The sequence below is a fragment of the Salinibacterium sp. NG253 genome (genome assembly GCF_015864945.1).
In the GTDB taxonomy this organism is placed as follows: Bacteria; Actinomycetota; Actinomycetes; order Actinomycetales; family Microbacteriaceae; genus Rhodoglobus.
Genome location: NZ_JADYWF010000001.1, coordinates 1,251,472 through 1,270,547, shown reverse-complemented (window position 1 = coordinate 1,270,547; position 19,076 = coordinate 1,251,472). Strand labels below are relative to the sequence as shown.

Sequence of the window (19,076 nt, the reverse complement as noted above, 5' to 3'; positions counted from 1 at the left end):
AGACTGAGCGAATCAGTCGCTGGCACGAGGAGGCATCAGTCATGACCGATCCATCTGTAGAGCGTGGTTCTTCACCGGAGAACGACGACAACATTGAGGATGCTGTGGTTGTCGACGAGACCCCCGCGGCTTCTGACGCTGCTACGCCGCTTGTAGACCCCGTTGAGGCGCCCACGGCGTCCACTGAGTCTGCTGTGTACGATGACGCCACCCTCGAAGCTGAAGCGGAGCCCGTTGTTGAGCCAACGCTCGCTGCTGAGCCCGAAATTATCGCCGAGCCCGAGCCCGAGCCGGTAGTGGCCGAGACGACGGGAGCCGCTGCATCCGGTGAGCCCCGCGTCGTTTATGTGACTGCGCCGACGCCGCCGAAGGTTGCCGGCAACCGTGGATTCGGTATTTTCATTGCGCTGGCATCCACTGTCGCCTTCGCGATCGTTTTCGCCATCGCTGTCGTCATCATTGGTGCAGCTGAGTCGGGCCGAGTCGCGGTCGCTTTTGTGCAGGCGCCGTCGTTCTACGTTCCCGTCGCTTTCTTCGCACTTGGCGCCATCGTGATTGCGCTCATTGTGAACCGCGCAGGCTGGGCAGCACACGTCTTTTCGAGCATCATCGTCGGGCTTGTCGTGTACTTCGGCACCGTCGGCGCGCTCTTGCTGATCAACGGAGTCATTCAGAACACTCCGGAGCAGGCTCACGCAATGTTCCTTGCAGCGCTGGCGGATCCACTTGTGATCGCAGCAGGTTTGCTGGGCCGTGAGGTCTCGCTGTGGACGGGTGCGTTGGTCGCGAGACGAGGCCGCAAGGTCACGCAACGCAACGTGGATGCGCGTGCCAAGTGGGAAGCCGAGCTCGCGGAGAAAACTGCTGCTCAGCGCTAAAGTCTCTGCCGTACACGCGTGCCCTGTTCTGGAGCCTGCGTGTGGGCTGTGACCATTTGACCCCGGCCTATCCCGGAGGCTATTCTTTCTGAGGTGTGCGCTTTGTCGTGCGCTTAAGTCATGCCTCTCGAGGTTTCCCGTTCACGCGGGGCTTAGGTGCGAGTCACTCCACACCACAGGGTTCGACCTTCCGGTTGGCCCCCACGGCATACCCGCAAACCAACCGATCAGTTCGGTGGGTGCGTGGGTCCAGATGAACTCGGTGTTCTGAAAAGAACGTCGAATGCTAACCATCATGACGCTGTCACCGTGCAGCAAAATCAAGGAGTAATTTAGTGCCCACCATTCAGCAGTTGGTGCGTAAGGGACGCACGCCGAAGGTCGTCAAGACCAAGGCTCCCGCCCTTAAGTCCAACCCGCAGCAGCGCGGCGTTTGCACGCGCGTCTACACAACAACTCCGAAGAAGCCGAACTCGGCTCTTCGCAAGGTTGCTCGTGTCAAGCTTTCTAACGGTACCGAGGTCACGGCCTACATTCCCGGTGAAGGTCACAACCTTCAAGAGCACTCGATGGTGCTCATCCGCGGTGGTCGTGTAAAGGACCTCCCCGGTGTTCGCTACAAGATCGTTCGCGGAGCGCTCGACACCCAGGCCGTTAAGAACCGTAAGCAGGCTCGTAGCCTCTACGGCGCGAAGAAGGATAAGAAGTAATGCCTCGTAAAGGACCAGCACCAAAGCGTCCCGTAGTCGCGGATCCGGTTTACGGCGCCCCCATTGTCAGCCAGCTTGTCAACAAGATTCTTCTTGATGGCAAGAAGGGCCTTGCAGAGCGCATCGTTTACGGAGCACTCGAAGGCGTTACCGAGAAGACCGGCCAAGACGCCGTCGTCACTCTCAAGAAGGCTCTCGACAACGTTCGCCCGACCCTTGAGGTCAAGTCGCGTCGTGTCGGTGGATCGACCTACCAGGTTCCTGTTGAGGTCAAGTCTCACCGCGCAAACACGCTCGCATTGCGTTGGCTCACGAGCTACGCAAAGGGTCGTCGTGAAAAGACGATGACTGAGCGTCTCACCAACGAGATCTTGGACGCATCGAATGGCCTTGGCGCCGCTGTAAAGCGCCGCGAAGACACCCACAAGATGGCCGAGTCGAACAAGGCATTCGCTCACTACCGCTGGTAGTCAGCACCTCGCAGTGAGGCGGGTCAGACGCTGTCTGGCTCGCTTCACTCTTGAGATTCTCGCTTCACCAACAAACTTCGGAGGAACCTGTGGCACAGGACGTGCTCACCGACCTGACTAAGGTCCGCAACATTGGCATCATGGCTCACATCGATGCCGGCAAGACCACTACGACTGAGCGCATCCTGTTTTACACGGGTGTAAACCACAAAATTGGTGAAACTCACGATGGTGCGTCGACTACTGACTGGATGGAGCAGGAGCAAGAGCGTGGCATCACGATCACGTCCGCTGCTGTTACCTGTTACTGGAACAAAAACCAGATCAACATCATCGACACCCCCGGCCACGTTGACTTCACGGTTGAGGTGGAGCGTTCGCTCCGCGTTCTCGACGGTGCAGTCGCTGTGTTCGACGGTAAAGAGGGTGTGGAGCCGCAGTCAGAGACTGTCTGGCGCCAGGCCGACAAGTACGACGTTCCTCGCATCTGCTTCGTCAACAAGATGGACAAGATGGGCGCGGACTTCTACTACACGGTAGACACCATCGTGAAGCGCCTCGGTGCTCGTCCCCTCGTTATTCAGCTCCCCATCGGACTCGAGTCTGAGTTCGAGGGTGTTGTTGACCTCGTTGAGATGCGTGCACTCACGTGGCGCGGAGACTCCAAGGGTGACGTTCAGATGGGCGCTAAGTACGCCATCGAAGAGATCCCCGAAGACCTCAAGGAGAAGGCTGCGGAATACCGCACCGCTCTGCTCGAGGTTGTCGCGGAGACCGACGACGCCATCATGGAGCGTTACTTCGCCGGCGAAGAGATCAGCGTTGCTGAGATCAAGGCTGCGATCCGTAAGCTCACCGTCAACAGCGAGATCTACCCGGTTCTCTGTGGTTCTGCTTTCAAGAACCGTGGCGTTCAGCCGATGCTCGACGCTGTTATCGACTACCTTCCCTCGCCGGTTGACGTGCCTCCCATGGAAGCACGCGACCCCCGCGATGAAGACAAGATCATCATCCGCAAGCCTGACGCTTCGGAGCCGTTCTCGGCTCTGGCCTTCAAGGTTGCTGTGCACCCCTTCTTCGGTCGCCTCACGTACATTCGCGTGTACTCGGGACACCTTGACTCTGGTGGAGCTGTTGCTAACTCCACCAAGGGCAAGAAGGAGCGCATCGGAAAGATCTTCCAGATGGCTGCTAACAAGGAAATCCCTGTCGACAGCGTTACCGCTGGACACATCTACGCCGTCATTGGCCTCAAGGACACCACGACTGGTGACACGCTGTGTGACCCGAACGACCAGGTCGTTCTCGAGTCGATGACGTTCCCTGAGCCCGTGATCGAGGTAGCGATCGAGCCGAAGACGAAGGCTGACCAAGAGAAGCTTGGTATTGCTATTCAGAAGCTCGCTGAAGAAGACCCCACGTTCCGTACCGAACAGAACCAGGAAACTGGCCAGACGGTAATCAAGGGAATGGGTGAACTTCACCTCGACATCCTCGTAGACCGCATGAAGCGCGAATTCAACGTTGAAGCTAACGTTGGTAAGCCGCAGGTTGCGTACCGCGAGACCATCCGCCGCATTGTGGACAAGCACGACTACACCCACAAGAAGCAGACGGGTGGATCGGGACAGTTCGCTAAGGTCCAGATCTCGCTCGAGCCGATGGAGGTTGAAGGCGACAAGATTTACGAATTCGTAAATAAGGTCACCGGTGGCCGTATTCCTCGTGAATACATTGGCTCAATCGACCAGGGTTTCCAGGCATCGATGAACGTCGGAATCCTCGCAGGATTCCCGATGGTCGGCGTCAAGGGAATCATCCTCGATGGTGCTGCTCACGATGTTGACTCGTCAGAAATGGCGTTCAAGATCGCGGGAACCATGGCATTCAAAGAGGCAGCGCGCAAGGCTGACCCAGTTCTCCTCGAGCCGCTCATGGCGGTCGAGGTTCGTACTCCCGAGGAGTACATGGGAGACGTCATCGGTGACCTTAACAGTCGCCGCGGACAGATCCAGTCCATGGAGGACGCGACCGGCGTAAAGGTCGTTCGCGCCCACGTACCACTGTCGGAAATGTTCGGCTACGTCGGTGACTTGAGGTCCAAGACTTCAGGTCGTGCGGTGTACTCGATGACGTTCGACAGTTACTCTGAGGTTCCCCGCGCGGTAGCTGACGAGATTGTTGCAAAGAACAAGGGCGAGTAATCGCCGCACTACCAGCGCGCAACTAACATAGATACACACCAACTTGCGAAACATTCGGCAGTGAAAAGTCGTCGGGTGCAGAGCAACCGAGTCCTGAGGAGGACCCACAGTGGCTAAGGCCAAGTTCGAGCGGACCAAGCCGCACGTAAACATCGGAACCATCGGTCACGTTGACCACGGAAAGACCACGCTCACGGCAGCGATCTCGAAGGTACTTGCTGACAAGTACCCTTCGGCGACGAACGTGCAGCGCGACTTCTCGTCGATTGACTCGGCTCCGGAAGAACGTCAACGCGGTATCACCATCAACATCTCGCACGTTGAGTACGAGACCCCCAAGCGCCACTACGCACACGTAGACGCTCCGGGCCACGCTGACTACATCAAGAACATGATCACCGGTGCAGCTCAGATGGACGGTGCAATCCTCGTGGTTGCAGCGACCGACGGACCGATGGCTCAGACTCGCGAGCACGTTCTGCTCGCGAAGCAGGTTGGTGTTCCTTACCTGCTCGTTGCACTGAACAAGTCCGACATGGTAGATGACGAAGAGATCCTTGAGCTCGTTGAGCTCGAGGTTCGCGAACTCCTCTCCAGCCAGGGCTTCGACGGCGACAACGTTCCTGTTGTCCAGGTTTCAGGTCTCAAGGCTCTTGAGGGCGACGAGAAGTGGACCCAGTCCATCCTCGACCTCATGGATGCTGTTGACGAGAACGTTCCTGACCCCATCCGCGACAAGGACAAGCCGTTCTTGATGCCGGTTGAGGACGTCTTCACGATCACTGGTCGTGGAACCGTTGTTACGGGCCGCGCCGAGCGTGGAACGCTTTCGATCAACTCTGACGTTGAGATTGTTGGAATCCGTCCGACCCAGAAGACCACGGTCACTGGTATCGAGATGTTCCACAAGCAGCTCGACGAAGCATGGGCTGGCGAGAACTGTGGTCTGCTTCTTCGTGGAACCAAGCGTGAAGATGTTGAGCGTGGACAGGTTGTTGTTAAGCCTGGTTCCGTTACTCCTCACACGAACTTCGAGGGAACCGCATACATCCTGTCAAAGGATGAGGGTGGGCGTCACAACCCGTTCTACGCGAACTACCGTCCGCAGTTCTACTTCCGCACCACCGACGTCACCGGCGTCATCACGTTGCCTGAGGGCACCGAGATGGTTATGCCTGGCGACACCACTGACATGACCGTTGAGCTTATTCAGCCCATCGCCATGGAAGAGGGCCTCGGCTTCGCCATCCGTGAGGGTGGACGTACCGTAGGTGCCGGTAAGGTAACCAAGGTTCTGGCGTAAGCTCAGTAACTAATTACGACGAGGGTCGAGCCGAAAGGCTCGGCCCTTCGTCGTTTAACCAGCGCGGCCGGTGAGCCGCGAGGTGAGGGCGCGAGCGGCGGCCATTGTGGCCTGGCCGAGCTCGTCCCACTGGTCTTCAACGGCATCCGTTCTAAAAGTGAGCCCGATCGCTGCCGAAGGATAGCCGTTGCGGTCGAAGGCTGCAGCGCCCACCGAGGCGTACTCCGCAGTGATGTCGCCCACTTCGCTGGCCCAGCCGCGCTCACGAGTCGCAGCCAGCAACCGGTCGAGTTCTGCCAGCGTGTTCGGCCCTGCGGTCTGGCGCCGAGTAAGGCTACTGCGTGAGGGATACAGCGCCCGCACTTGCGGGGCAGTCAGTTGCGCCAGCATGGCTCGGCCAGTCGCAGTCAAATGCGCGGGAAGTTTGACGCCGACAGCCGAAACAGTAGTGGGCGCTCGGGTTCCTTGCACTCGAGCGGCGTAGCTGACATCGGCACCGCTGAGCACGGCAAGGTGCGCGACGACCGGGATCGGGGCTTCGGCCGCGAGGCTCCGCATGAGCGGGCTAGCGAGTGCGGAGAGCCGTTCGCTACGGAGCGCAGACGTGCCGATCTCGGAGACGAGGGAGCTCAACCCATAGGTGCGGTCTTCGGGGTAATGCACCACGAATCCTTCGTCGATCATGACGGTAAGCAGTTGGTAGACGGATGACCGGGGGAGCGCTAGCTCGCGCGCCAAAGCGGAGGCGGGCACAGGCCCTTTGCGGGTCGCGAGGTGACGCAGCACGGCCATGGTGTTGCGCGCGGCAGGAATGTTTGACACGCGGCTCCTGTCTGGTATTTCAGACACCATATCGCGATATCCACTCGTGGCGGAGGGGCGATGCGCGTTCACTGGGATCATGACCTCAGCCCCCCGCCAGACAGTGACCATCGGCGTCGGCGCCGCGAGCATCTCAGATGTTGTGGCGGTCGCGCGCCACGGTGCACCCGTCACGATCTCGGCCGAAGCAACGAGCGCGATGGTTGCGTCACGTGCGGTGATTGAAGCGTTGGCCGACGACGTGCGCCCGCACTACGGTGTCTCCACCGGTTTTGGCGCGCTGGCGACGAAACACATCGCCCCGGAGCAGCGGCTGCAGTTGCAGCGGTCACTCGTGCGCAGTCACGCCGCAAGTTCCGGTGCAGAAATTGCCGACGAAGTGGTGCGGGCGACGATGCTGTTGCGACTCTCGACGATGGCCACCGGGCGCACCGGCGTGCGGCCTGTCGTCGCGGAAACCTACGCGGCTCTACTGAACGCGGGGATCACGCCCGTCGTTGGTGAGTACGGCAGCCTCGGCTGTTCCGGTGACCTCGCACCCCTCGCGCACTGCGCGCTTGCCGTGATGGGCGAGGGCGACGTGCGAGTTGCGGGGGAGCAACTGCCGGCATCCGCTGCGCTGAAAGCCGCCGGAATTACCCCAGTTGTTTTGCACGAGAAGGAGGGCTTGGCGCTGATCAACGGCACCGATGGGATGCTCGGCATGCTGTCACTGGCGATCACTGATCTTGAGGCGTTGCTGACCACCGCCGACCTGTCCGCTGCCATGAGCGTGGAGGGTTTGGCGGGAACCGACCGAGTCTTCGCGGAGGACCTGCATGCCCTCCGGCCTCATCCAGGTCAGGCGAAGTCGGCAGCCAACATGCGCGCGGTGCTGCGCGACTCCGACACGATCGCGGCCCACGCCACGAGAGGCTTCACGCGGGTACAGGATGCCTACTCGTTGCGGTGCGCGCCCCAAGTTCACGGAGCGGCGCGCGACACGGTTGATCACACGCGTCGAGTGGCCGAGCGCGAGCTTAGGAGCGCGATCGATAACCCCGTGGTGACGGTGGATGGCCGGCTGGAATCCAACGGCAATTTCCATGGGGCCCCGGTTGGCTACGCTCTCGACTTCTTGGCGATAGTCGCCGCGGATGTTGCGAGCATGAGCGAGCGTCGCACTGACCGTTTCCTCGACAGCAATCGCAGCGGCGGGCTTAACGCGTTCCTGGCCGATGATCCCGGGGTGGACTCTGGGCACATGATCGCGCAGTACACCCAGGCGGGAATCGTCAGCGAGATGAAGAGGTTGGCGGCTCCGGCATCCGTTGATTCAATTCCGACGAGCGCGATGCAGGAAGACCACGTCTCGATGGGGTGGAGCGCTGGCTTGAAGCTTCGCCGCAGTATCGATGGGTTGTCGCGCGTGATCGCCATCGAGTTACTGACGTCGGCACGCGGGATCGAGATGCGTGGCGAGCGACCGTCGCCGGTGTCGGCTGCGGTGATCGCGAACCTGCGCGAGTACGTTCCCGCCGCAGGGCCCGACCGCTATTTGGCCCCCGACATTGCGGCGAGCGTTGCGCTTGTGCAGTCGGGCGCACTCTTGTCCGCCGCACGCACTATTACCGAACTCAGCTAGGAGACGTCATGATTCAGGCACACCGTGGTTCCACGCTCAATACTCTCGGCTGGCAGCAGGAGGGTGCTTTGCGCATGCTCCAGAACAACCTAGACCCTGAGGTTGCCGAGCATCCGGAAGATCTCGTCGTCTATGGCGGCACGGGCAAGGCTGCGCGGGACTGGCCCAGCTATCACGCGATTGTTCGTTCGCTCACGACCCTCAAAGGTGACGAGACGCTGCTGGTTCAGTCGGGCAAGCCCGTCGGTGTGATGCAGACGCATGAGTGGGCTCCCCGGGTGTTGTTGGCGAACTCCAATCTGGTGGGCGACTGGGCGAACTGGGATGAGTTTCGTCGGCTCGAGCAGCTTGGCCTCACCATGTACGGCCAAATGACGGCAGGATCATGGATTTACATTGGAACGCAGGGCATTCTGCAAGGCACCTACGAGACCTTCTCTGCAGTCGCGGCTAAGCGATTCGGCGGCACTCTCGCAGGCACCATCACCCTCACGGCTGGACTCGGAGGCATGGGCGGGGCTCAACCGCTCGCCGTAACCATGAACGACGGTGTCGCGATCTGTATTGATGTTGACCAAAGCCGCATCACGCGTCGCATCGATCACGGCTACCTCGACGTTGAGGCGAAGTCGCTCGCGCACGCGGTCGAACTCGCTGTTGCCGCGCGCGATGCGAAGAAGCCGCTCTCGATTGGGGTGCTGGCGAATGCGGCGGCTGCCGTTCCCGAGCTGTTGGCGATGGGGGCGCCGATCGATATCGTCACCGACCAGACGAGCGCCCACGATCCTCTCGCTTACCTTCCTCTCGGGGTGGACTTCCACGACTGGCAGAGTGCCCGCAGCCACCCCGACTTCGCCCAGCGTGCCCGCGAATCGATGGCGATTCATGTCGAGGCGATGGTTGGCTTCCAGCGTCAGGGAGCTGAGGTCTTTGACTATGGCAACAACTTGCGCACCGAGGCGCTCGCGGCGGGCTATGCGGATGCGTTTGCATTCCCCGGGTTCGTGCCGGCCTACATTCGTCCGCTATTTGCGGAGGGAAAGGGCCCGTTCCGGTGGGCTGCTCTCAGCGGCGAGGCCAGCGACATCCACAAGACAGACAAGGCCATTCTCGAGTTGTTCCCCGAGAACGAATCTCTCGCTCGCTGGATCAAGCTCGCGGGGGAGCGCGTGCACTTCCAAGGGCTTCCGGCTCGCATCTGCTGGTTGGGTTATGGCGAACGTGACAAGGCCGGTTTGCTCTTCAACGAGATGGTCGCCTCGGGAGAGTTAGCAGCCCCGCTCGCAATTGGGCGCGATCACCTCGACAGCGGTTCGGTGGCGTCGCCCTACCGCGAGACCGAGGCGATGAAGGATGGCTCCGACGCGATCGCTGACTGGCCGTTGCTCAACGCGCTGGTGAACACCTCGTCGGGAGCAACGTGGGTCTCCATTCATCACGGTGGCGGTGTGGGCATCGGCCGGTCGATCCACGCGGGCCAGGTCACGATTGCTGATGGCACCGAGCTCGCCGCCCAGAAGCTTGAGCGAGTTCTCACGAATGACCCAGGTATGGGCGTCATCCGTCACGTTGATGCTGGCTACGATGAAGCTATTGCGGTCGCTGATGATCTCGGCGTTCGCATCCCCATGAACGAGGCTCCGCTCACGAAGGGTCACAATGCTCAACGCTGATCCGCTGTGGCCGCGTGCGGGGGATTGGCCTTCGCTGGTTGGCGACGAGCGGGCGGATGTCGCGCTCATCGGTATCCCGACGTCGCGCACGTCTCTCTCGCCGACGCAGGCTCACACGACTCCCGCTGCGGTTCGTGAGGCACTTCGTCGTTATGCCGCGCTGTCTGATCTTCGGATCGTGGACGCCGGCACCGTGCGCGAGCCTGATCTGAACGAGCAGGGTGCGATTGATGCGGTGGCGCAGCTGCGGGCTGAGCTGGTTATCGCGTTGGGCGGCGACAATGCGGCTACGGTTCCGACGGCGTTGGGGCGGTGGGGCGCAGACGTCATGTCCGCCGGCCTGATTACGCTCGATGCTCACTACGACCTACGAGACGGCGCCAGTAACGGTTCACCCGTGCGTCGCCTTCTTGAGGCCGGCCTTGACGGCAGTCGTGTGGTGCAGATCGGTATCGAGCCGCTGGCAAATTCGCACGCCTATGCCGAGCGCGCTAGGGACGCGGGCATCACGGTGATCACGCGTGACGAGTTGCGTTCGCGCTCGATGGAGGAGGTGATGGCGCAGGCGCTGGAGATTGCTGGCGCGGCGGGCGGGCCTATCCATGTCGATCTTGATGTCGATGTGTGTGATCGCTCGGTTGCTCCCGGTTGCCCCGCGTCGGTGCCGGGTGGCATCTCGGCGATTGAGTTGCGCACGGCTGCACGGCTCGCTGCCGCGCATCCGGCGGTCTCCTCGATTGATCTCGTCGAGGTGGATGCCGCCGCTGACGCTCCTGACGAACGAACGGTGCGCTTGGTGGCGCTCTGCGTCCTCGAAGCAATCGCGGGAGTGGCGCTGCGATGACAAGCACGGTGATCGAGAACATTGGCCTGTTGCTCACGCACGACGACGAGCGCCCCGAGATGACCGATGCCGCGCTTGTGCTCAACGAGGGGCGCGTGGCCTGGTGGGGCGCGTCGGTCGATGCTCCTGCTGCTGACACGCGAGTGGATGCCGCTGGCCGCTGTGTCCTTCCTGGTTTTGTTGACAGCCATAGCCACATCCTTTTCGCGGGGGACCGCTCGGATGAGTTTGAGGCCCGCATGGCTGGCCGCCGTTACGAGGCGGGCGGCATCCGTCGCACGGTCGAACTTTCGCGCGCAGCGACTGACGCTGAGTTGCTCGCAAACGCGACCGCTCTGGTTGCGGAGATGCGCCGCCAGGGCACGACAACGATCGAGATTAAGAGCGGCTACGGACTGAGCGTTGCAGATGAGGCGCGGATGTTGCGGCTCGCGGCCACGCTCACTGACGAAACTACGTTCTTGGGCGCGCATGTCGTGCCGGCCGAGTTCGCGGCAGAACGTGCGGCCTACGTGCATCTGGTCATGGGCGACATGCTGGAGGCGTGCGCTCCCCATTCGCGCTGGATCGATGTGTTCTGCGACAACGGTGCCTTCACCGAGGACGAGACGCGCGCCATCATCACGGCCGGGCAGGCTCGTGGCTTGGGCGCACGTCTGCACGGTGCGCAATTGGCGGAGTCGGGTGCTGTGCAACTCGCGGTTGAGCTGGGCGCGGCGAGTGTCGATCACTGCACTTATCTCAGCGATGACGATGTGCAGGCGCTCGCAGGCAGCAGCACGGTTGCTGGCTTGCTTCCCGGTGTCGAGTTCTCCACCCGACATCCGTTCGTGGATGCCCGGCGACTCCTCAACGCGGGAGTTACCGTTGCGCTCGCCAGCGATTGCAATCCCGGCTCGAGTTTCACGTCATCCCTCCCGTTCTGCATTGCCCTCGCGGTGCGCGAAATGGGGATGACGTCGCTAGAAGCCGTCACGGCGGCGACGCTCGGAGGGGCACGTTCCTTGCGTCGCGATGACGTCGGTCACTTGAGGGTCGGCGCGCGAGCAAACGCCCAGATTCTGGATGCCCCGCACTACCGTCACTTGGCGTACCGGCCGGGGGTTCCCCTGGTCTCCAGCGTCTTTGTGGATGGCGTTCACGAGCTGGTGCGGCCGTTGGCCTGAGCCTCCCCAAAGTCGCGCTATCAGGCGGCAGTGGATGCTCAAATCGAGCCATCACGTCGCCAGCGTGACGACGGCGAATGGCGCCGCAAAAATCCGACACGCCCGGGTTGCAGTAAATGCGTGGATGTGACAAACTCTTCTAGTTCAACATTTCGCCGCCACGTGCGTGCGGATCACTTCCAGGCAGTGCATAGTTCCACATCGTATGACCCTCGCAGAGCGTGAGTTATACACCGTGTTGTAGCTAGGCCGCGGGGAGCAGAACCAAGCTTAACCAACTCCCCAATTCGATTCGAAAGAATTCGTGCTGCGGGAGACGCTTGTGCCAGTTCGCTGGCATGTGCTCCTCGCGGTTTCGCGAGTTGGTATCACAAGCAGTGACAGCAAGAACTTGACAGATAAATAGTGGTGCGAAAGCAAAAGTGCTGAGCGTCTTCGGGTGGCAACATCCGGCGTCGAACAGCCCAGGTGCACGCAGTGCAGCCAAAGTACTAAGGGAAGAGAGCCAGTCATGGCGGGACAAAAGATCCGCATTCGACTTAAGTCGTACGACCACGAGGTCATCGACTCGTCGGCACGCAAAATTGTTGACACGGTTACCCGCGCGGGTGCCACGGTAGTAGGCCCGGTGCCGCTGCCCACCGAGAAGAACGTGATTGCAGTTATCCGTTCTCCCCACAAGTACAAGGACAGCCGCGAGCACTTCGAGAAGCGCACCCACAAGCGGCTCATCGACATCATCGACCCGACGCCCAAGGCTGTGGATTCGCTTATGCGTCTCGACCTTCCGGCCGACGTCAACATCGAGATCAAGCTTTAGCTCGCGCAGTTATTGAGCGACAGAGCCGATAAGGAAAATAATGTCTACAACTAAGACGACTAAGGGTCTGCTGGGCACAAAGCTCGGCATGACGCAGGTTTGGGACGAGAACAACAAGCTCGTTCCCGTGACCGTTGTCGAAATCACCCCGAACGTGGTTACGCAGTTGCGTAGCCCCGAGGTTGATGGATACAGCGCAGTCCAGATCGCGTACGGCCAGATCGACCCTCGTAAGGTCAACAAGCCGCTTACCGGTCACTTCGACAAGGCAGGTGTTACGCCTCGCCGTCACCTCACCGAGATTCGCACCCCTGACGCCGCGGAGTACACCGTTGGCCAGGAACTCGCAGTCGACATCTTCACCCCAGGCTCGAAGGTCGACGTTGTCGGCACGAGCAAGGGTAAGGGTTTCGCCGGTGTTATGAAGCGTCACAACTTCAAGGGTGTATCTGCAAGCCACGGTTCGCACCGTAACCACCGCAAGCCTGGTTCCATTGGTGCCTCGTCGACCCCCAGCCGTGTCTTCAAGGGCATGCGCATGGCCGGTCGTATGGGTGGTGACCGTGTAACGGTCATGAACCTCGCCGTCCACTCGATCGACCTTGAGAAGGGACTCGTGCTCATCAAGGGCGCTGTTCCCGGTGCTCGTGGCCGTATCGTCTTCGTCCGCAACGCAGTGAAGGGGGCGTAGTACACATGGCTACCTCCATCGACGTCATCGACGCCAAGGGCAAGAAGGTCGACTCTGTTGAACTTCCCGCCGAGATCTTCGACGTGCAGACCAACGTTCCGCTCATCCACCAGGTTGTTGTTGCACAGCGTGCAGCAGCACGTCAGGGTACGCACAACACCCTGCGCCGCGGTGAAGTTTCCGGTGCTGGTCGCAAGCCGTTCAAGCAGAAGGGAACCGGTCGCGCTCGTCAGGGCTCGATCCGTGCTCCTCAGATGAAGGGTGGTGGCATCGTTCACGGGCCGCACCCGCGTGACTACTCACAGCGCACCCCCAAGAAGATGATTGCTGCAGCACTTCGCGGCACGTTGTCTGACCGGGCTCGTGGTGAGCGCATTCACGTCATCGACGCTCTCGCTGTAGACGGCAAGCCTTCGACGAAGTCTGTCTTGGCTCTGCTGAACAACATCGCGCCGAGCAAGAACGTTCTAGTTGTTCTCCAGCGCGAAGATGCAACCAGCCTCAAGAGCATTCGCAACCTCGACACGGTTCACGTCTTGGCTTACGACCAGCTCAACGCCTACGACGTCGTCGTCAGCGACGACATCGTGTTCAGCAAGGGCGCGTTCGACGCGTTCGTTGCGTTCAACACCAAGTCTTCGAACAAGGAAGAGGTCAGCGCATGACCGTCACGTACAAGGACCCGCGCGACATCATCATCGCTCCCGTGGTCTCTGAGAAGAGCTACAACCTGATCGACATGGGCAAGTACACCTTCGAGGTAGACCCCCGTGCGAACAAGACCGAGATCAAGCTCGCTATTGAGAAGATCTTCAGCGTCAAGGTCGACTCGGTCAACACGTTGAACCGCACGGGCAAGACCCGTCGTACCCGTTTCGGTATGGGCAAGCGCAAGGACACCAAGCGCGCCATCGTCACGCTCAAGTCCGGTTCCATCGACATCTTCACCGCTGTCGGCTAGGGACCAAGGAGAAACTAATGGCTATTCGCAAGTACAAGCCCACGACGCCTGGTCGTCGTGGATCCTCGGTTGCAGACTTTGCTGAGATCACCCGCTCAACGCCGGAGAAGTCGCTTCTGCGCCCTCTGCCGAAGACTGGTGGACGCAACAACGCAGGTCGCATCACGACTCGTCACATCGGTGGTGGACACAAGCGCCAGTACCGCGTAATCGACTTCAAGCGCAACGACAAAGACGGCGTAAACGCCCGCGTTGCCGAGATCGAGTACGACCCCAACCGCACCGCACGTATCGCACTGCTTCACTTTGTTGATGGCACCAAGCGCTACATCGTTGCTCCGAACAAGCTCAATCAGGGCGACATTGTTGAGTCGGGTCCCGGCGCAGACATCAAGCCTGGTAACAACCTCCCGATGAAGAACATCCCCGTCGGTACGGTTATCCACATGATTGAACTTCGCCCCGGTGGCGGCGCCAAGATGGCCCGCTCCGCTGGAGCATCAGTTCGACTCGTTGCAAAAGAAGGCCCCTACGCGCAGCTGCGTTTGCCTTCCGGAGAAATCCGCAACGTTGACGTTCGTTGCCGCGCAACGATCGGCGAGGTCGGCAATGCCGAGCAGTCGAACATCAACTGGGGAAAGGCCGGCCGCATGCGTTGGAAGGGCGTTCGCCCGACCGTCCGTGGTGTTGCCATGAACCCTGTTGACCACCCCCACGGTGGTGGTGAGGGCAAGACGTCCGGTGGACGTCACCCCGTTTCCCCTTGGGGCCAGGCAGAAGGGCGCACACGTAAGCGCAAACTGCCCAGTGACCAGCTCATCGTTCGCCGCCGCAATGTCGGCAAGAAGCGCAAGTAGTAGGAGAGTCAGAAGATGCCACGCAGTCTGAAGAAGGGCCCCTTCGTCGACGACCACCTCCTACAAAAGGTTGTCAAGGCGAACGAAGCCAAGAGCAAGAACGTAATCAAGACCTGGTCGCGCCGCTCCATGATCGTTCCAGCAATGCTGGGTCACACGATCGCGGTGCACGATGGTCGCAAGCACATTCCGGTGTTCATCACCGAAACCATGGTTGGGCACAAGCTCGGCGAGTTTTCGCCCACCCGTACCTTCCGTGGACACGTGAAGGACGACAAGAAGGGTCGCCGCCGCTAACGCGGTGGTGAAGGAGGTAGAGAAATGGTGGAGTCGATCGCACGCGTGCGTCACATCCGCGTGACCCCCATGAAGGCTCGTCGCGTTGTCAACATGATTCGCGGCAAGCAAGCACAGGAAGCACTGGCAATTTTGAAGTTCGCACCTCAGGGCGCGAGCGAGCCGGTCTACAAGTTGGTTGCATCTGCAATCGCGAATGCGCGAGTCAAGGCAGATGCTTCGAACACGTTCCTGGACGAACAGGATCTGATCATCTCGAAGGCTTACGTCGACGACGGTGCAACGCTCAAGCGTTTCCAGCCGCGTGCCCAGGGCCGCGCGTTCCAGATCCTGAAGCGCACAAGCCACATCACGGTCGTGCTGGCCACGCCAGACCACGTCGTTGAAGCCGAGGCCGACAAGGCAGGGAAGAAGTAATGGGACAGAAGGTAAACCCCTACGGTTTCCGTCTGGGAATCACCACCGACCACGTGTCGCGTTGGTTCTCTGACAGCACCAAGCCGGGTCAGCGTTACAGCGACTACGTTGCGGAAGATGTAAAGATCCGCAACCTGCTCAAGTCGAACCTCGACCGCGCAGGTGTTGCTCGCATTGAAATCGAGCGCACCCGTGACCGCGTTCGCGTAGACATTCACACTGCCCGTCCGGGTATCGTGATCGGTCGCCGCGGCGCCGAAGCAGAGCGTATCCGTGGCGAGCTCGAAAAGCTCTCCGGTAAGCAGATCCAGCTCAACATCCTCGAGGTCAAGAACCCCGAGGCTGAAGCTCAGCTCGTTGCACAGGGAATTGCGGAGCAGCTTGCTGCTCGTGTCGCTTTCCGTCGTGCAATGCGCAAGGGTCTTCAGGGCGCCCAGCGCGTTGGCTCGGTCAAGGGTGTTCGCATCCAGGTATCGGGTCGTTTGGGTGGCGCAGAAATGAGCCGCTCAGAGTACTACCGCGAAGGTCGCGTTCCGCTGCACACGCTGCGCGCAAACATCGACTACGGCTTCTACGAGGCTAAGACCACGTTCGGTCGTATCGGTGTCAAGGTGTGGGTCTACAAGGGCGACATCACCAACAAGGAGCTCGCTCGCGAGCAGGCTAACCAGAAGTCGTCGCGTCCAGAGCGTCGCGATGGTGGCGACCGTGGCGGTCGTCGCACCGGTGGCCCTTCGTCCGCACCGAAAGCTGAAGCACCCAAGGCAGAAGCCCCCAAGGCCGACGCACCGGTTGCAGCAGGAGTTGAGGCATAACAATGTTGATTCCGCGTAAGGTCAAGTACCGCAAGCAGCACCACCCCTCCCGTAGCGGCCACGCTACTGGTGGAACCACGGTGTCGTTCGGCGAGTACGGTATTCAGGCTCTGACGCCCGCATACGTTACGAACCGCCAGATTGAGGCAGCTCGTATCGCAATGACGCGTCACATCAAGCGTGGTGGAAAGGTGTGGATCAACATCTACCCCGACCGCCCGCTCACCAAAAAGCCCGCTGAAACCCGCATGGGTTCCGGTAAGGGCTCGCCCGAGTGGTGGGTCGCCAACGTCAAGCCAGGTCGCGTGCTCTTCGAGCTCAGCGGCGTGGACGAGACGACTGCGCGCGAAGCACTCACTCGTGCAATTCACAAGCTGCCCCTCAAGGCACGCATCATCAAGCGCGAGGAGGGCGACGCATAATGGCGATCGGATCCAAGGAGCTAGCCCCTGTCGAGCTAGACACTTTTGAAGACGAACGACTCGTTGACGAGCTGAAGAAGTCGAAGGAAGAACTTTTCAACCTTCGTTTCCAGGCCGCAACTGGTCAACTGGAAAGCCACGGACGTATCCGCGCTGTAAAGCGCGACATCTCCCGCATCTACACGGTTATCCGTGAGCGCGAGCTGGGCATCCGTGCAACCCCCGCTGCTGTCGAGGCTCCCGCCAAGGAGACCAAGAAGCGCAGCACCAAGAAGGCAGACGCCGCGGCTGAGACCGCAGCAGACGCCACTGACGAGACGAAGGAGGCGTAGTCATGGCCAAGGTTGAAGACAAGAAGACCGCGGAGACGACCGCCGAGGTCGCTCGTGGGTACCGTAAGACCCGTCGTGGACTGGTTACGAGCGACAAGATGGATAAGACCATCGTTGTCATCGTTGAAGACCGCGTAAAGCACCCGTTGTACGGCAAGGTTGTTCGCCGTAACTCCAAGGTGAAGGTTCACGACGAGGCCAACACGGCCGGCGTCGGTGACTCCGTACTTATCAGCGAGACCCGTCCGCTTAGCGCTACGAAGCGCTGGCGTCTGGTCGAGATCCTCGAAAAGGCTAAGTAATGCTTCAGCAGGAATCCCGAGTAAAGGTTGCCGATAACACCGGCGCCAAGGAGCTCCTCACGATTCGCGTTCTCGGTGGCTCAGGCCGTCGTTACGCAGGTCTCGGCGATGTCATCGTGGCAACCGTCAAAGACGCTATTCCTGGCGGCAACGTCAAGAAGGGTGAGGTCGTCAAGGCCGTCATCGTTCGCGTCATCAAGCAGACTCGTCGTCCAGACGGCTCATACATCAAGTTCGATGAGAACGCGGCTGTAATCCTCAAGTCCGATGGCGGAGACCCCCGTGGTACTCGCATCTTCGGGCCGGTTGGCCGCGAACTTCGTGACAAGAAGTTCATGAAGATCATCTCGCTCGCACCGGAGGTGCTGTAGATATGGCAAAGATTCGCAAGGGTGACCTCGTACAGGTCATCAGCGGCCCGACCGAAGAGCGTGGCGGAAGCCGCGGCAAGCAGGGTCGCGTTATCAGTGTTATCGCTGGAAAAGACCGCATTGTCGTGGAGGGTGTCAACTTCGTCACCAAGCACGTCAAGGTTGGCCAGACTCAGCGTGGAACCAAGACCGGTGGCATCGAGACGATGGAGGCACCGATTCACGTGTCGAACGTCGCCCTCGTTGACCCCGAGACCAAGCTCCCGGCTCGTGTTGGCTTCACTGTCGGCACCGATGACCGTGGCAAGACCACGCGCGAGCGCTTCTTCAAGAAGTCGCGCCGCGTAGAGACCAAGAAGTCCAAGGCAGCTAAGGCTGAGCCCAAGGCTTCGAAGAAGGATGCCGAGAAGGCAACCGAGAAGGACGCAGACTAATGACGACGACTGCACCTGCTGCTGGCAAAATCCAGCCGCGCCTCAAGCAGAAGTACCGCGATGAACTCGCGGCTCAGCTCAAGAAGGACCTTGGACTTTCCAACGTCCACCAGGTTCCGGGGATCGTCAAGGTCGTCGTCAACACTGGTGTCGGTGAAGCTGCTCGCGACGGAAAGATCATCGATGGGGCCGTCAAGGACCTCACCGCGATCACCGGTCAGAAGCCTTACGTAACTAGCGCTCGCAAGTCGATTGCTCAGTTCAAGCTTCGTGAAGGACAGCCCATTGGCGCACACGTTACCCTCCGTGGTGACCGCGCTTGGGAGTTCCTCGACCGTCTGATCACGCTGGCGCTTCCGCGTATCCGTGACTTCCGCGGTCTGTCGGACAAGCAGTTCGATGGCAACGGTAACTACACCTTCGGCCTCACGGAACAGTCCATGTTCCACGAGATCGACCAGGACAAGATTGACCGCGTTCGTGGTTTCGATATCACTATCGTCACCACCGGTAAGAACAACGAAGAAGGTCGCGCATTGCTTAAGGCTCTGGGCTTCCCCTTCCGCACCGCTGAGAACGCATCTAACTAACCAAGTAACACCGATCGACCAGGTCGGCCTTCGTGTAACGGATGCCGAAACCAGTTGAGACAGGAAACACATA

General features: G+C 60.3%; 23 protein-coding genes and 1 pseudogene. 23 read left to right on the top strand and 1 reads right to left on the bottom strand.

Translation table 11 applies throughout. The annotated features are described in order from the left end of the window. The first annotated feature begins 41 nt into the window (after positions 1 to 41). From I6E52_RS06215 to tuf, 5 genes are all read left to right on the top strand, one after another. Complete coding sequence (locus I6E52_RS06215; RefSeq protein WP_197155524.1) at positions 42 to 878, top strand: hypothetical protein; 837 nt, start codon at positions 42 to 44, stop codon at positions 876 to 878. Positions 879 to 1,213: 335 nt separating this feature from the next. Next, positions 1,214 to 1,588: a 30S ribosomal protein S12 gene (gene rpsL / locus I6E52_RS06210; protein WP_197106470.1), complete on the top strand. Its 375-nt coding sequence runs from the start codon at positions 1,214 to 1,216 to the stop codon at positions 1,586 to 1,588. Beyond that, positions 1,588 to 2,058, top strand: coding sequence for a 30S ribosomal protein S7 (gene rpsG, locus I6E52_RS06205; RefSeq protein WP_009773140.1), 471 nt, complete (start codon positions 1,588 to 1,590; stop codon positions 2,056 to 2,058). The genes rpsL and rpsG overlap by 1 nt, the downstream gene beginning before the upstream one ends. Before the next feature lie 89 nt (positions 2,059 to 2,147). Beyond that, entirely contained in the window at positions 2,148 to 4,262 is a 2,115-nt protein-coding gene (fusA, locus tag I6E52_RS06200; protein WP_197106469.1) for an elongation factor G, read from the top strand. A 109-nt stretch (positions 4,263 to 4,371) separates the two neighbouring features. After that, entirely contained in the window at positions 4,372 to 5,565 is a 1,194-nt protein-coding gene (tuf, locus tag I6E52_RS06195; protein ID WP_197106468.1) for an elongation factor Tu, read from the top strand. A 54-nt stretch (positions 5,566 to 5,619) separates the two neighbouring features. Here tuf and I6E52_RS06190 read toward each other — a convergent pair whose 3' ends face one another. Next, the gene (locus I6E52_RS06190) at positions 5,620 to 6,387 is read right to left on the bottom strand and encodes an IclR family transcriptional regulator (protein ID WP_197155523.1); all 768 of its coding nucleotides are present in this window, start codon (positions 6,385 to 6,387) and stop codon (positions 5,620 to 5,622) included. 79 nt (positions 6,388 to 6,466) lie between these two features. Here I6E52_RS06190 and hutH point away from each other — a divergent pair, with 79 nt between their 5' ends. From hutH to rplE, 18 genes and pseudogenes are all read left to right on the top strand, one after another. Further along, positions 6,467 to 8,011, top strand: coding sequence for a histidine ammonia-lyase (hutH, locus tag I6E52_RS06185; RefSeq protein WP_197155522.1), 1,545 nt, complete (start codon positions 6,467 to 6,469; stop codon positions 8,009 to 8,011). Between the two features lie 8 nt (positions 8,012 to 8,019). Then, the gene (gene hutU / locus I6E52_RS06180; protein WP_197155521.1) at positions 8,020 to 9,684 is read left to right on the top strand and encodes a urocanate hydratase; all 1,665 of its coding nucleotides are present in this window, start codon (positions 8,020 to 8,022) and stop codon (positions 9,682 to 9,684) included. Next, on the top strand, positions 9,671 to 10,528 hold the full coding sequence (locus I6E52_RS06175) for an arginase family protein (protein ID WP_197155520.1): 858 nt from the start codon (positions 9,671 to 9,673) through the stop codon (positions 10,526 to 10,528). The genes hutU and I6E52_RS06175 overlap by 14 nt, the downstream gene beginning before the upstream one ends. Continuing rightward, positions 10,525 to 11,694, top strand: a complete 1,170-nt coding sequence (gene hutI / locus I6E52_RS06170) for an imidazolonepropionase (RefSeq protein WP_197155518.1) — start codon at positions 10,525 to 10,527, stop codon at positions 11,692 to 11,694. The genes I6E52_RS06175 and hutI overlap by 4 nt, the downstream gene beginning before the upstream one ends. 511 nt (positions 11,695 to 12,205) lie before the next feature. Continuing rightward, positions 12,206 to 12,514 carry a 30S ribosomal protein S10 gene (rpsJ, locus tag I6E52_RS06165; RefSeq protein WP_009773132.1) on the top strand — a complete coding sequence of 103 codons (309 nt, stop codon included), beginning with the start codon at positions 12,206 to 12,208 and terminating at the stop codon, positions 12,512 to 12,514. 40 nt (positions 12,515 to 12,554) lie between these two features. Beyond that, positions 12,555 to 13,205, top strand: a complete 651-nt coding sequence (gene rplC / locus I6E52_RS06160) for a 50S ribosomal protein L3 (RefSeq protein ID WP_197123099.1) — start codon at positions 12,555 to 12,557, stop codon at positions 13,203 to 13,205. 5 nt (positions 13,206 to 13,210) lie between these two features. After that, positions 13,211 to 13,870 (top strand): 50S ribosomal protein L4, encoded by a 660-nt coding sequence (rplD, locus tag I6E52_RS06155; protein WP_197109484.1) that lies wholly within the window; start codon positions 13,211 to 13,213, stop codon positions 13,868 to 13,870. Next, complete coding sequence (gene rplW / locus I6E52_RS06150; RefSeq protein WP_010203832.1) at positions 13,867 to 14,166, top strand: 50S ribosomal protein L23; 300 nt, start codon at positions 13,867 to 13,869, stop codon at positions 14,164 to 14,166. The genes rplD and rplW overlap by 4 nt, the downstream gene beginning before the upstream one ends. A 17-nt stretch (positions 14,167 to 14,183) precedes the next feature. Continuing rightward, complete coding sequence (rplB, locus tag I6E52_RS06145; protein WP_197106460.1) at positions 14,184 to 15,023, top strand: 50S ribosomal protein L2; 840 nt, start codon at positions 14,184 to 14,186, stop codon at positions 15,021 to 15,023. A gap of 15 nt (positions 15,024 to 15,038) precedes the next feature. After that, complete coding sequence (rpsS, locus tag I6E52_RS06140) at positions 15,039 to 15,320, top strand: 30S ribosomal protein S19 (protein WP_009773127.1); 282 nt, start codon at positions 15,039 to 15,041, stop codon at positions 15,318 to 15,320. A 24-nt stretch (positions 15,321 to 15,344) separates the two neighbouring features. Beyond that, on the top strand, positions 15,345 to 15,737 hold the full coding sequence (gene rplV, locus I6E52_RS06135) for a 50S ribosomal protein L22 (protein ID WP_197106459.1): 393 nt from the start codon (positions 15,345 to 15,347) through the stop codon (positions 15,735 to 15,737). Continuing rightward, positions 15,737 to 16,552 carry a 30S ribosomal protein S3 gene (gene rpsC / locus I6E52_RS06130; RefSeq protein WP_197106458.1) on the top strand — a complete coding sequence of 272 codons (816 nt, stop codon included), beginning with the start codon at positions 15,737 to 15,739 and terminating at the stop codon, positions 16,550 to 16,552. The genes rplV and rpsC overlap by 1 nt, the downstream gene beginning before the upstream one ends. 2 nt (positions 16,553 to 16,554) lie before the next feature. Continuing rightward, positions 16,555 to 16,974 carry a 50S ribosomal protein L16 gene (gene rplP, locus I6E52_RS06125; RefSeq protein WP_009773124.1) on the top strand — a complete coding sequence of 140 codons (420 nt, stop codon included), beginning with the start codon at positions 16,555 to 16,557 and terminating at the stop codon, positions 16,972 to 16,974. After that, the gene (gene rpmC, locus I6E52_RS14520; RefSeq protein WP_197136715.1) at positions 16,974 to 17,306 is read left to right on the top strand and encodes a 50S ribosomal protein L29; all 333 of its coding nucleotides are present in this window, start codon (positions 16,974 to 16,976) and stop codon (positions 17,304 to 17,306) included. Before rplP ends, rpmC begins: the two co-directional genes overlap by 1 nt. 2 nt (positions 17,307 to 17,308) lie before the next feature. Next, positions 17,309 to 17,608, top strand: a complete 300-nt coding sequence (rpsQ, locus tag I6E52_RS06115; protein WP_197106456.1) for a 30S ribosomal protein S17 — start codon at positions 17,309 to 17,311, stop codon at positions 17,606 to 17,608. Continuing rightward, positions 17,608 to 17,979 (top strand): 50S ribosomal protein L14, encoded by a 372-nt coding sequence (gene rplN / locus I6E52_RS06110; RefSeq protein WP_100388198.1) that lies wholly within the window; start codon positions 17,608 to 17,610, stop codon positions 17,977 to 17,979. The genes rpsQ and rplN overlap by 1 nt, the downstream gene beginning before the upstream one ends. 2 nt (positions 17,980 to 17,981) lie before the next feature. Continuing rightward, a pseudogene (rplX, locus tag I6E52_RS06105) lies at positions 17,982 to 18,317 on the top strand (50S ribosomal protein L24); the annotation flags it as partial. A gap of 95 nt (positions 18,318 to 18,412) precedes the next feature. After that, a complete protein-coding gene (rplE, locus tag I6E52_RS06100; RefSeq protein WP_197123105.1) occupies positions 18,413 to 19,003 on the top strand; it encodes a 50S ribosomal protein L5 in 591 nt (196 codons plus the stop codon). Positions 19,004 to 19,076 lie beyond the last annotated feature (73 nt).